Genomic DNA, 14,175 nt, shown 5'->3' on the forward strand with positions numbered 1-14,175 from the left:
TTAACAATAATCTATAAAAGAAAAAGCTCCTTAATATTCTAATCAAGGGGCTTTTTCTATGTTATAAGATAATTAAAATATATGAACCTTCTTTATCTGATCTAACTCTTTAAGAAATTTCTTTTTTATACTTGCCCTTCTCAATACCTTCCACGACTTTACTACTTCACCCGCTTTACTCATGTCTTGGATAACATGCTCTACCCTACGTAGACGAAATTCTTGTTCAGATTCCCAAACCTCATTAATAAATGCTTTAGTTTTAGGCATCTTATCCAAATGTTGCTCTAATAACGCTCTTTTACCTATTGCATCCGCAATGCCTTTAACTGATATCCTCTTTGGTTTTTCATTCCGGTTTCTAGGTTCCCATGTTGCCTTCTTAACCCTATCTAATATTTCCTGATCTCGTTTATCCCAATCTACTCGATTATTTATGCTATTTGCTCTTCGTAATTTAGGTGAATTATTATCCAACCATTCTTTATCATTCCTATATAAATAAGCATATGTTGATGGTTTTTTGTATCTCAATTCTGTCTTTGATAAATTTGGATATTCTTGTTGCAATTGCAACCATTTATGGCGATTATGCTGCACTGAATCAGCATTATTCATTTTATTAGGTGATTTCTCAATTTTAGTTCTACCTACTTCAATATTTGCATATTTAATAACCGTATTAGCATCAACGTGTAATCTACGAGCTATTTCCCGATAACTTAATTTCTCTTCAAGCAATACACTAAGCTCCTTTTTCCAAAGGAAACCAAAATTCATTATCTTTGTATATCTAAAACGATCTACTTCATTCTGCTGCTGACCTTTTCTGGTATAAATAAAACCACAGTGTTTACAAGAAAACTTACCAATAGGCTGTTTCGTTCTATCACAGCTTCTAATCGAGACTTCCTGTATAACATCTTTCTTGTAACTCGGACATACTACGTTTAAGCAGGGCCACTTGGGTTTTCCAAATGGCTCAACCACTAATAAAGTTTCTTGGAAAACATCATTAACAGATAAACCAAGAAAGTTAAGCATTAAAAAATGGTAATAGGGATGAAATGATTTCCGGTGTTTTCTTGTTATTGATGTTAACCATAATTCTGTTGATTTCACTCCAACATTGATGTTTTGAAGAAATTCATCTAAATATTTTTCCAGAAAAGCACTGAGTAATCTCCTTTGATAAACACGACCATTTAACGTAGCATACCCTGCTTCAATCAAATGTTTACGGTAGAAGTTCGTTAAATAGGAAAACGATTTACACCTAAATTCCCACCTTAACAACGACTCTGCTTGTGAAATAAAATGTTTATATTGCTTCAATACATTGTTATCCACCAAACTTACTTTCGTAAGATCGCAGTTGTTTGAAGTAGGTAATATAAAACTATGCTTATTTGAATTAATGATAGCAACATCGCTATCTTCCAACCAAATACCATGTTTCAAACATACCAATTTCCCTGGAAGCTGATGCACACGATGCCAATATAGCTCGCCAAATTTATGAAGATCTTCTCTAAAACAGGCTGAGCAATATTTGAAATGTTTGTTCTGTGGTATTGAACTCGCCATAATGCCTGCTTGCATATAAATCCCTTTTCCATCATCACTTAACATAGAATCGTAAATGGATTGAGCCTTTTCTTTTGGTAGGAACACTGTATAGAATGGATACATTGTATGTTTCTTTATAAGTACCTGTTCATTCAATGTCGTATTTTTAGGTAAGTGCTTTACAAGAGCGCCAATTCCTGATGGCAACATTACCGAAGCACTTATGGTTCTCTTTCCAAATAAATCTTCCAATGTATGTTTCCAGAAGACATTTCCAGATCGAATGTGATACCGAGCCACAATACTATATAAAAGTTCATCAGGATACGGGGTGGGGAATTGTATGATCATAAAACATCACGCTCAGGGTAATCTTGATTAATTATTCCTGCGTCTAGTAATGCTTGATAAGCAGTTACTTGCTGCTCTTTCCCATTTTTTATAATGACCCTTAGGTCGTTACTTATTACTCTATCCGTACCTATTTCATTATTGTTTAATAGAAGAAAAGTATCTTTTACTACTTGTGATACATCCCCAATTTGATTGTTCTCTGAAACAACTTTTTCAACTGCCTTAATTGCAACATCCTTATTAAAACCTAGCATCCCTAATCGGATAACTGCATCATCAATCAATCTCTCCTGCTCACCTTTCCGCTTCACTCCTTCTTTGAGCGACTCCATTACCTGTTTTTGATCAAGATTAATTCGTTCTTGTTCAATAAGGTCTTCCATATCCGGCAGCATCAAATCGTCATATTTTGCTAGTTTGCTATAGTCTTTGCTTTTCAAAGTATTTAACATCGGTTGAACCATTTTTAATTCTTCTTGAGCAACTTGTTTAATTAATGCAGTTGTAATTTTCTCTCCACCACTGGTAATGGCTCGTAGCTGCACCATCATAGTGAGCTTAATTGCGATATCAGCAATTCCTTGAGATTCATTATACAGAATTGAAGAAATTTCTTCTGTAAAAGGTACTTCCACTTTTGTCCACTGATATTTCCACATCCCCTGAACAAAAAGATCCCAAATTGCATCTTTTTCAAATCTCTCCCACATGATGTTCCCCATATTAGTGCTTCTTCTTGCTTGTCTGAACTGTGACTGTAAGACATCCTTTGCCTTTGGAGTTCCAACCATGACGAGAGGGATATTTATCGTATTGATTAACGCTGTAAAAAAGTTTAATATCTGTGCTGAGCTAGAGGATTTAATACCTTTTAAATGTTGTAACTCATCCAAGAATAGCATGCCAAGATTTATACTTTTAGCAATCTGAGCCATAATGGGCATTAGCTGACTTGTTGACAAATGGCTGTTTACGTATCTATTAAAATAGTTGGAGCCTAGTAGTAGATCTACTTGATACATAAAATCGTAAATAATGGTTTTTACAGAACCATCAAAAGGGGTTTCAATTTTTAAATAGGTTACTTGGTAATGATTCAATGCCTGCCCTTTATACGACACATGAGAAATGACCTGTGGTATGGTTTGCAAAATCCGCTGTAATGTACGTGTTTTTCCAACACCAGACACCCCTAAAATACTCAGTGTTTGTCCTGTCTGGATAATAGAATGATCAAAGGATTTATTCTTTATATTATTCCAGTTATCCACAAAAGTTTGTGCATAGTTAGCATTTATCGGATTACGATAGGTATATCCTGTCCTAATCAACCTAGATAAAGCTGACTCAATTCTAAGATGGATCGGTATAGCTTGAAAATAATGTAGCAACCTAGAAATAAGATGTACCCTCTGATGATCATTCAAATATCTTTCTTCTTTGTTATATGGAGGATATATACTTAGACGGTCAATGACTTCCTCCTGAGTATAGATTGGAGGCAAAGCCTCTATAAGAGGATTTCCTTGGTATTCCAATATGTCTTGTTCCTTATAATCTGCAACTTGGGCCTGGGTTCCATTATGTAATTCAATTATCCTCGTCATAAAGCACTTCCTTCTGTTTTTCACGGAAAATATCCATCACTTTCATCGTTCCAGCATTATCATTTACTTTGTTCAATTGCTTTCCATTATTATTTTGCTTTTCCCTTTTCAATATTTCTCTCTCGTTTTCTCGATTTTCTCTAATATTTCTTATATCTTTAGGTACCTCATTATTTGAAATTTGTTTGCTAGTCTCTTTTTTTGCTTTTCTAACAATCTCCTCTATCTCCTGAGCTAGCTGAACTTCTCCATTCAAACTGCTTTCCTCATAATCGGCCTCTTGTTGTTTTCTTTCTGTTTTCAAACTCTCAACTTCCTCCATCTTTGCACCACGATACATTGCATATTGTTCTATTAGTGTACAGACCTCATAGTTATGTCTATCTATTCGAATGTAAATATTCGAGACATCTTGAGGATCAAAATGCACGCCCATATCCCAACTACCTTGTATACGAGCCTTAGAAAACCACCGTTCTTGCAATGCCATCGAACAAGTATAGAATAGACTTCCAAATTTAATTCCTTTCGGAGTAATTTTTGCACTACCTTTAGGTAAAACACTGCTTCTAATCGCATTTAAAGGTAGCGTCCTTAATAAGCCTGTTCCTTGATGTAACCCCCACTTAAATATTTCAATTGGTATCGGTGGTATTTTTTCTTCTATCATACTTTGTGTTAAGGGGTAGCCTGCTATATAATTATGATTGTTATAATAAAGCACCGTTCGAACTAATATTTGAACGTATTCGTTTAGGTTTAACACTGCCTTTTTTCTATAATCTTTCCCCCCACGCTTCATAAAATCTTTTTGAACCGCTCCAGGAAGGAAGGGAGAAATGTGTCCTTGAAGAATATCAAAATATTTTTCACATACAGCTTTAAGTTCGGGTCTGTATGGCCCTAAATTTTGGATTTTAATATTTAAGTCCTCTGTGATTTGTGTTAACTCATTGGAAATTAATTCACTACCCCGATCCGCCACAATAGTATGTGGAAGATAATGAATGGGCCAATCATTTTCATCAATATCCATATCGAGTGTCCGCTTACAAAATTCCTTTTTATCTTCAAAAGCATTTGCCAGAGCCAATCTCAATGATTCCTTCGACATATTTTGAATTCCTGCATATACAGAGACAATACACCTGGAAAATATGTCTACAGTTAAATATATTACTGGGCGGCCAATCACTTTATTTCTATCAATGCTAGAAACTAAATATATATCACCTATAGTTGCATCAATGGCATATGTACCTATCCCCATAGAGTCTTCTGTAGCCGAACCAGTTATGGCACGATAGTTTTGCAAAAATTCTCTTCTTCCCTCTCTCTTATGAATGGCATCTTCCGGTTTAAACCACTTCCTATACCAATAATAAAATTGGTCATATGAAATAATTGGTCTACCTATATCCAATACTTTATAGCCAGTTTTTTCATCCTTCTTAGAGAAATACTCTTTCACCATCTGCTGATAAGCGTGTTTTAATGAAGGCTTTGAACGTATAAAGTAGTATTTTTCCAGGCTAATTCTAATGATTTTCTTCCACTCATCAGTGATTGCTGCTCTCTGAATAGTCGAGGAATAGACAAATGGTCTTCCTGCTTTTTTAGTGTATTGACGTTCCTTCTCCTTTTGTTTCCCGCAATTATTAAAATCAGGTAAGAGTGCATTCTTTACCATTCCTCTAGCCCAATATCGTTTTAAATATTGTCGAACCGTCTTTGTACTTAGAGAAGAACTTTTACTAGCCGCATTAATTAACTCTGATCTCTGTTTCGGGATAAAAATATCAGGAATTAGATAGATTTGGTTTATTACTGTCCATGCTTTTGCACGTTTTTCAATTTCTATCTCAGATAATTCATCATCATTCACACTGATAGCCCATGGATCAGTTGCAACCTTTGTAATCTCCCCTGTGTTTAAGGATGTTTCTATGTTGTGTATTTCCTTACTGTAAGGAAATGACGGTTCGTTAACATTAACAAGGAAACAAAGTTGATACTCCTTATCTATCCAGACTACCCTTTGAATGAATTTTGGATTTCCAGTGCTTTGTAACAAATCGTTAACTACCAACTGCATAACTTTTATCTCCATCATTTTTACCATTTAATTGAACATGATAATCATCTATTTTATTAGTCAAATTGATTTTCTTTCTTAAATCCATCCTTACTTCTTTATGGGCAACCAAATGTTTAAATAAAATTAGACCTAACCCTTCATCCAGAATATATTCTTTTTCCAATCGAGAAAAAATGCTTTGAAAAGAATCCGCCTTACTCGACAAATACTGAAGCATATCACTTTTTAAGTGGGGCAAATTCAAAGTAAGCGATGGATAATCTTGAATATCATAAGAGTTCAATATCCACCCAATATTCCGTGCCAGCTGTTTATCAATCTCTTTTTCTGTTACAACTCCAAAATCGATCTCCTTCTTTTTAAAATACCTTCTTTGCAGTTCCAATCTCTGTAAGACTGCATTTTTCTCTAGCTCCTGTGATTGCTTAATTATCCTTGCTTCATCATAATACTCACCATTTTCCGTCTTCCTTGTAACCAAGAAAGAAACCGTGAAGATATGTGGTACCTGCGTCTTATTATCAAATAGTTTCTTTGTAAGCTCCTCGTCTACATGAATATTCATGTCGTGAAAATCTAATAAAGGGTATTGCTCCCTGATATCAATAACATTTTCGTCAAACTCCAATAAATAGAAATAATATAACTGCAAATCGCTTAATAAGTGATGCACCCGTTGTGTCGTATGCCCAAGTGTACGAGTAGATCTTCCTTTAGATGCAATGTCTTGAACTTGCAGCCATGGCTTATAGTCTTTTTTTATCCCTTGTCCTCGTTTCTCTTTCAGTAATCTACTGATAGTTGTTTCATTCCATTCTCTAATCAATTGTTATCCTCACCTTTCAAACAAGGGGAAATAAAAAACCACAATTCCTTTAGTCAGTGCCTGTAGTCAAAAAACCTTGTTTTTTTTACAGTATGACTAAGAAATTGTGGTAATTTCTTTATTATTCAATTTGAGATTGTCCATATTCTGGCTCCCTACTAGCTTTTTTACTTTACGATAAAAAGATGTTCTGCTAATATTCAACTTTTTGTATGTGGCAACTGCTGTTTGTTTACCTTCTTTCCAGCGTTTATACTCCTGCAAGAAATTATCATCTATTTGAATTGCTGGTCTTCCAAATGCCACACCTTTTTCTTTGGCAATTGTAATACCTTCTAGCTGGCGTTGCCTTATACTATCTCGTTCGAGTTCATATAAAGCTCCAAATATAGTACAAATGAATTTCCCTTGGGGTGTAGAAGTATCAATATTTTCCTTTAGACTAACAACCTCGATTCCTCTTTCAGTTAAATCATTTACTATCTCGAGAAAATCTTTTGTGTTACGAGCTAATCGTGAAATAGATTCAATAATTAAAATATCACCTTCACGGATAAAACTTAGCATTTCTTGTAACTGTGGACGATTCCTATCACTACCACTTAACTTATCAAGAAAAATTTTTTCTACATTTTGTTCCTCTAAAGCTTTTATCTGCCTTGATTCATTTTGTGTTTTATGGGAAATTCTGCAATATCCTATTTTTATTGTAATCCCCTCCTATAGAATGTACGTTTTATATTTCTATTATAAAGGGTCCCAAAAGGTCTGTGAAGGTCTTGAAACATTCCAAAAGTAGGAACGCAAAGTTTTGGAACACTATTTTTCACATTCCCAAAAAGTATACTTTTGTGCTACTGATTTTTGGCTTCTTTACATCAACGATGAACTGTTGTTTATTTATATTTTATGAACAAGCAGTCTTCGATGCATTTATGCTATCATCTAATCAAATATTTAAATTTGTATAGGAGGGTGAGATGAAATGGACTTAAATATATTAATATCCACGATCGTAACAGCTACTTCAGCACTTGTAGCCATAATTGGTGGATTCTTAGTGAGTAGAGTTATTACTTTGGCTGGTGAAAAAAATGCAATAGTTCGCAGACTACATGAGCTAGACAACGATATGACTGCAAAAGAAAGGATATTAAGCGAGATAGAGATTGAATTACTAGAAGAGGATGTAGATGACTTTATATATGAACATTGCGAGGAATTAATTATAGAAAGAAAGCCTATTGAAGAGATTTTTGAAGGAGATAGTTCAATTAGTCTTTCTTTAGAGAAAGTAAGACCGTACATAGATGAGTTATTATCCATAGGCGATTATATAATAAAATTAATAGATGAATCTAAGACTTTTCCAGAAGAATTTGATGACTTCTTAAAAGAGAATAATATAAAGATTGATAGAAGAAGAGATTGGCATAAGTTAGTTTATCAAACAATTTGGGCTGAGATACCTAAGACATCTGACAATCCATTTGGGATAAACTTCCCTCCCCCCAGTATAAATGCAGAACTTCTTTTTAGAAGCAACCCGGTTAACCAGCAAATATACAGAGACAAAATCAAGCAGTTAAATAATTTAGAGAATGAATTGACCATTCTGAAGTTACGAAGAGAAGAGCAAACGAAAATTTTAAATGATTACGGAAAACCAACTGGATTATGGGGAGGTCTTTGGGTTCTTATATATGCTTGCATAGTTGGCATAGCTTATCCAAGCACTCTCCTACCATATCCTCAAAACACGTACAATGATGGTATAACTAAGTGGTTCTTAATATCTTTATTTATTAGTCAGTTACTTGCTTTATTCTTATATTTGGGAATATCTATGTCTAAATTAACTAAACAAGAAACATACAAATAACTCTAAGTTATGTTGAAAGATAGAAATTTTCACAAACACAAGAATGCGGGCTCACTTAATTTCACTGCTAAATAATCAAACCAAAACTATATACATAACTTTTTGAAGCCCTATTGGATATCATTTCAATGATATTGCTCGTTTCACTCTTTTGTGGAACGAGCAATTGCGTAGTTAAGCTAGTCTCCTTCGCAAAGAATAATCAGCAAGAACTCCTATATACTCTATCAAAAGGCTTAACTTACTTTCTCACCACTAATTCTTTTCATGTTCGTTGAAAGTACATTTCTTATAGATATCCTAACTTCATCTATCTCTTTCAAAGACTTCCCAGGGATAATACCTTTACTTACCGAGGTTTCCAACGCACTTTCCAACCCTCTTAGTGCTTTCAAAGAATCATTAAAGAAACGAAATTTCTTTTTAATATGTAATTGATGTGCTTCGGCAACGTTAGCCATACATGAAGTAGCGTGCTTTCTCATTTTGCTTACAAGGTCCTTTTCCTTCCAAAACTCTTTTCTTCTTGTAACTTCATATATTCTTTCTACCAACAGCAAAGCATTCTTATATGCTCCAAAGTTTTTCACATTAGGAGTATATGGGTTTGGCAGATTTAATCCTTTACCCTCTTTTTCTTTAATATTGGATAAGGTCTTCGTTAGAATACGTACCACTTGATTAACCATGTTATCTAATTCCTCGAATTGGGTCTGGGTGATATACTTTTGGCCCAATGAGACCTGGATCCATGCAGAAGTTTCTTTTGCAGATCCTATTGCTATACTGTATTGGTTAAACTTTTCTCGTATATAGATTTGCTCCCCTATTTGTATTCTTCTTTTAATCGACTCTGCACTCCTCATAATTTGATTAACAATATGGTCAACCTCAAATGAAGGAAATTTCCTGCATAATTCTATGATTCGCTCTTCTAATTCCTTTGCCTTCTTGTAGCCAATAAATTGTTTTACATCTCTTACTTCAAGGGAATGCTGAGGGTTTTGTAGAGGGTTGGTTCTTTTTGTGGATTTTAATGGAGTACTTGCACGTTCATCAATTGAAGGAGGGATGTGGAATACGTCCTGGAGATTATCGTAAATTTGAACAGCTCTATATTTATGTAGGTAGTAGTTAATCACAATCTCTTCGGTCTCTGTTAAATCTTTTAAATCTTTAAGAACCCAAATTAATCCTTTCTCAGCTAGGTTTCTCAATTTTTCACCAATGTCAATGATACTGTAGTTAGATAATTCTCTTTCATTTCGATACCAGTTTTGTATTTGTACTACTGTTTTATTCAATTTCTTTCGACTCCTTTTTTCTAATAAGTATTGATTTTTTCCTTCTTTATAAGTCTATTCTACTACCTCGCTTCTCGAATAAATAGTTTAATAGGTTTGACCATGTTCTAGTATCACTTATGAAACTTATGAAAATATCACACTTGCTCGAACCAAATAATATGATTTCTTCTTATATTTATGATTAAGGTACATAGTATAAATTGTTAAATCTATTAAATAAAAGGAAGTGGTTTAGATGAAAGAAACTATAATGATTGCCATCGATTGTGGCAAATATCAGACCAAATCAATTGCCCGCTACAAAGGAAGTACCTTCAAGACCAATTTTCGTACTAAATTAATGTCAGTTTCTCGATTAGGGATGGAAATTCAACCCAAGTCCTACTTAGTGAAGTATAACGGGGGTGAATATTTAATAGGCGATATGGTGAGTGAACAGTTCGCAGACTTTTCTCTAAACAAAGCCTCCCTCATCCACCAGATCTCCATTTACACTGCAATTTCACATATGCTGCAGAAAGCAAACGCACCTTCTAATGTTGAGATTAGATTGGCTGTAAATGTTCCTATTCCTACGTACAAGGATTCTGTTCAAAAGGAAAATTTCAAGCAGATGGTAGAAAACCAAGGACGAACTGTACACTTGGTGGTTAATGAAAAAGCCTACTCATTCGGATTATCAAACGTAACCCTAGCATTTGAATGTATGGGTGAGATTTACGCCAAACCAGAAGCGTACAAAAACAAGAACACAATTGTAATTGATTTAGGCGGACTAAATACAACTCTTTGTCAATTCAGTGGGATACAACCGCTCATTAATACCATGATAGTCAGCGATTTAGGTGTTAATAGTGCCCTAAAGGGAAAGATAGGAAAGGTTATTAATGAACGTTATGGCCTTTCAGTTTCTTCCGATGATTTAGAACAAGTTCTTCGAAACGGATATTTTGCAAGTAGGGGAGAGATATTCGAAGACAGCAAAATATTTATTGAGGAACTAAAATATGAACATTTACAGCAGATTATTCAATTTGCAAAGAGCCGAGGGTATACTTTCAATATGTCTGATATCCACTTTGTAGGTGGTGGAGCAATTATTCTTAGAAGGTATATCAAACAGGAATTTCCTCATGCAGTCATTACTGATAACGCTCAGTTTAGCAATTGCCTGTCTTTCCTCAAAATCCTCGAGGTCAAATATGCCTAATGCCAGGTATACCATTAGCATCCTCTCTAAAGACTCTGATTTAATCCATTATATTGAGAACAAAAGAAGGTCAATTGGATTAAGTGCATACATCCGGGAATTGATTCGTAAAGACATGGAAAATCAAGATACCTCAGATTTAGAGCAAATATATGAATATGTAGCAAAGAGAATGAAAGAAGATGGATTTCATATAGATGATACAAGTGCTCACAAAGCAGCCGAATTTATTGATGAGCAAGTTAAGGATGTTGTCATGGACCTCTTCTAAGGAATCTTATACAAACTAAAAAGGACCCGTATGGTCCTTTTTGTTGTACTGATTTATGTGCGTTCATTTAAGCCATCGTATACTTCTTCAAACATATCATCCATAACAAACGATCTAAATTCACCGTTTTCTAACATCTTCATAAAGAACTTTTCATTTTGCGACATTCTTGATATTACAAAGTCCAAAAAGGCTTTATCGTAGGCAAATTTAAAATTCTCTCGTGTATTATTCTGTGCCTTTTGAGCTAAATCCTCATCATTTATCATATCTTCTTTTATTTGATCTCTGGATAGCTTATCTGTTTCTGAAAACTCCGTTCCAAATCTTTCATTAAGTCTGTTAATAATAGAAGAAAGCCTTTCGTTTTCCTCTTCACCAGTTTGTCCTTTACCGTGACTTGGAGGTTTTAGTGTAGATTCTCCGTTGGGATGAAGTGATATATTACCTTCAAATACTTTATCGTTCCGGTAGTATTGCAGTGCAATATCATCTGCTAGATACACACCATCAGAAACGTTTTTAGGCAGTTTTCTTAATAGATAATTTAGATATACATATAACTTATGTAAGTCGATATCTGCAAATGGCCCTATCTGCAAGATAAAAGCATACGTTCGAACAAATTTAGTAGTAGCTCCCTTAAAGTCTTCTTGCTGCTCTTTTGATAATTCTTTATTATAACGATTCACAGCTTTATCTAGGATAGAATTCAACTTCTCCTGTGTCTTAGTTGTCTTCCTATTCTCACTAAATTCTAATTTACAAACCTCTTCGATTTCTTCCTTTGTGTACAACTGACAAGCATCTAATTCTCTTTCTAAATCATATAACAAGTTAGGATCTGTTGTACTTTCTAAACCCGTAACTTCGTAATATGGTTGAAAAGCCTTCTGTATATCTTCTGCCTCATTCACAAAATCAAGCACAAAGGTATCATTTTTACCCTTACAAGTTCTGTTTAGCCTAGAAAGCGTCTGTACCGCCTTTATCCCATCTAGTGGCTTATCAACATACATGGAGTGAAGTAACGGTTCATCAAAACCTGTTTGGTATTTCTCAGCAACCAATAGAACTTGATAGTTATCGGTATGAAACTTGTCTGGTAATTCTTTTTCTCCAAAACCGTTCATCTCAGGTTCTGTAAATGGCACTCCCTTGTCCTCAACTGTTCCTGAAAATGCTACTAAAGTGCTTAAATCACCATAGCCTTTTGCTTTGATATACTTATCAAATGCTTGCTTATATCTAACAGCATGCAGACGACTACCTGTAACTACCATGGCCTTAGCACGACCACCAATCTTATGCCTAGTTACTTGTCGAAAGTGTTCCACAATAATTTCAGTTTTCTGAGCAATGTTATGTGGATGTAAAGATACATACTTAGCAATTTGCTTCGTGGCTTTCTTACTAGAAACCTCTGGATCATCTTCAATACTTTTGGCTACTTTATAGAAGGTTTTATACGTTGTATAATTCTTTAATACATCTAAAATGAAACCTTCTTCAATTGCTTGTCGCATAGAGTAAACATGGAAAGCATGTGGCATTCCATCCTCATCATAAGTTCCAAACCGTTCAATAGTTTTCGGTTTTGGTGTAGCAGTAAAAGCAAAGAAAGAGATATTATCTTGTTTTCCACTTTTTGCGATGGTTTCTGCAATCTTCTCATCTACATCTTCCATGTTTTCTTCGGCTAATCTATCAGCCTCAAAAGCATCCTCTAACGATTTATCCGATAAGATGTTAGTCATTGCTGTCGAAGCCTTGCCACCTTGGGAAGAGTGAGCTTCATCTATTACTATTCCATACTTACCAGCAGAAAACTCTCCTAACTTTTCTATAATGAATGGGAACTTTTGAAGGGTGGTAATGATTACTCTCGTGCCATTGGCTATAGCTCTTGCTAATTGAGCGGAGTCTTTATCTATCTTCTCTACCATACCTGCTTTATGCTCCAATTGGTAAACAGCGTCTTGCAGTTGCTTATCTAATACCCGTCTGTCTGTAATAACGATAACGCTGGTAAACATTGCGTTATCTATTTCATCATGGAGTTTAGCAAGACGATGAGCTAACCAAGAAATACTATTGGTCTTACCACTACCCGCACTATGTTGTATCAAGTAGTTTTGGCCAGCTCCTTTCTCTTTCACATCTAGCTCTATCTTTCTTACTGCATCCAACTGATGGTATCGAGGGAAGATAACCGTTTCTCTTTTATCTATAATTTCTCCAGTAGAATCTAATATGTCTTCTTGGTTTACATAGACGAACCGAAAGAGAATATCTAGTAAGCTATCTTTTTGAAGGATATCATTCCATAGATATGACGTACGGTAATCATTATAAACAACAGGGTTTCCCTTGCCTCCATCATTCCCTCTATTGAAAGGCAAGAAGAACGTTTTCTCCCTATTCAGTTGTGTCGTCATATAAACCTCATCCGTATCCACAGCAAAGTAAACAATGGCTCGTTTCTTGAACTGGAATAGCAACTCTCTAGGATCCCGATCTTTTCTAAACTGATTCTTGGAATCTTCTACCGTTTGATTAGTTAGTTGATTCTTTAACTCCATAACAACTATGGGTAAGCCATTAAGAGAGAGCATCATATCAATGCTATTATTATTTTTACTACTGTAGAATACTTGTCTACTAACCGTAAAGGTATTTTTTCCATACAGATCAATTAACATTTGATTCATGTCACTAACAGGCTTATTGTATGCTAGCTTTAAGGTTACTCCATAATCTTTTACTCCATGACGCAAACAATCAATCATTCCACGTTTATCCAGTTCTTTGTGTACACGGTCTAAGATCTTCTTTTTGTATTGGTCTTTATAGGCTTTTCGTAAGCGTTCTAGTGACTTCGGTTGTGAATTCTCCAGAAACTCGAAAAAAGTCTCCACATCAATTGCGTACCTTCTAAAATCATCTAAGGCTTGACCAGAAAGGCTTCTTTGAATATAACCTGAATTAATTAGATTAGTTTCTATATTACATTCGAAACCTTTTTCAGAAGTGTCTACAGCCACATTTCAT

General features: G+C 34.8%; 10 protein-coding genes. 3 read left to right on the top strand and 7 right to left on the bottom strand.

Annotated features, from left to right (window positions below; translation table 11 throughout):
• Positions 1-72: 72 nt before the first annotated feature.
• From B1K52_RS04485 to B1K52_RS04505, 5 genes are all read right to left on the bottom strand, one after another.
• Positions 73-1,920: a TnsD family Tn7-like transposition protein gene (locus B1K52_RS04485; RefSeq protein WP_077305716.1), complete on the bottom strand. Its 1,848-nt coding sequence runs from the start codon at positions 1,918-1,920 to the stop codon at positions 73-75.
• Entirely contained in the window at positions 1,917-3,530 is a 1,614-nt protein-coding gene (locus B1K52_RS04490; RefSeq protein WP_077305718.1) for an ATP-binding protein, read from the bottom strand. The genes B1K52_RS04485 and B1K52_RS04490 overlap by 4 nt, the downstream gene beginning before the upstream one ends.
• On the bottom strand, positions 3,514-5,625 hold the full coding sequence (locus tag B1K52_RS04495; protein WP_077305720.1) for an integrase catalytic domain-containing protein: 2,112 nt from the start codon (positions 5,623-5,625) through the stop codon (positions 3,514-3,516). Before B1K52_RS04495 ends, B1K52_RS04490 begins: the two co-directional genes overlap by 17 nt.
• Positions 5,609-6,454 carry a TnsA endonuclease C-terminal domain-containing protein gene (locus B1K52_RS04500; protein ID WP_077305722.1) on the bottom strand — a complete coding sequence of 282 codons (846 nt, stop codon included), beginning with the start codon at positions 6,452-6,454 and terminating at the stop codon, positions 5,609-5,611. Before B1K52_RS04500 ends, B1K52_RS04495 begins: the two co-directional genes overlap by 17 nt.
• A gap of 96 nt (positions 6,455-6,550) precedes the next feature.
• Entirely contained in the window at positions 6,551-7,168 is a 618-nt protein-coding gene (locus B1K52_RS04505) for a recombinase family protein (protein ID WP_306278109.1), read from the bottom strand.
• A gap of 271 nt (positions 7,169-7,439) precedes the next feature.
• On the opposite strand from B1K52_RS04505, the gene B1K52_RS04510 reads away from it, so the two are divergent.
• On the top strand, positions 7,440-8,336 hold the full coding sequence (locus B1K52_RS04510) for a hypothetical protein (protein WP_077305726.1): 897 nt from the start codon (positions 7,440-7,442) through the stop codon (positions 8,334-8,336).
• 236 nt (positions 8,337-8,572) lie between these two features.
• Here the strand turns inward: B1K52_RS04510 and B1K52_RS04515 are convergent, their stop codons facing one another.
• Positions 8,573-9,640 carry a four helix bundle protein gene (locus B1K52_RS04515; RefSeq protein ID WP_077305728.1) on the bottom strand — a complete coding sequence of 356 codons (1,068 nt, stop codon included), beginning with the start codon at positions 9,638-9,640 and terminating at the stop codon, positions 8,573-8,575.
• Positions 9,641-9,878: 238 nt separating this feature from the next.
• Between B1K52_RS04515 and B1K52_RS04520 the strand changes: the two genes are divergently transcribed.
• A complete protein-coding gene (locus B1K52_RS04520; protein WP_077305730.1) occupies positions 9,879-10,853 on the top strand; it encodes a ParM/StbA family protein in 975 nt (324 codons plus the stop codon).
• A complete protein-coding gene (locus tag B1K52_RS04525; RefSeq protein ID WP_077305732.1) occupies positions 10,846-11,124 on the top strand; it encodes a hypothetical protein in 279 nt (92 codons plus the stop codon). Before B1K52_RS04520 ends, B1K52_RS04525 begins: the two co-directional genes overlap by 8 nt.
• Before the next feature lie 53 nt (positions 11,125-11,177).
• Here the strand turns inward: B1K52_RS04525 and B1K52_RS04530 are convergent, their stop codons facing one another.
• On the bottom strand, positions 11,178-14,168 hold the full coding sequence (locus B1K52_RS04530; RefSeq protein ID WP_077305734.1) for a type I restriction endonuclease subunit R: 2,991 nt from the start codon (positions 14,166-14,168) through the stop codon (positions 11,178-11,180).
• Positions 14,169-14,175: the final 7 nt, after the last annotated feature.

The organism is Terribacillus halophilus (assembly GCF_900162685.1).
GTDB lineage: Bacteria > Bacillota > Bacilli > Bacillales > Amphibacillaceae > Terribacillus > Terribacillus halophilus_A.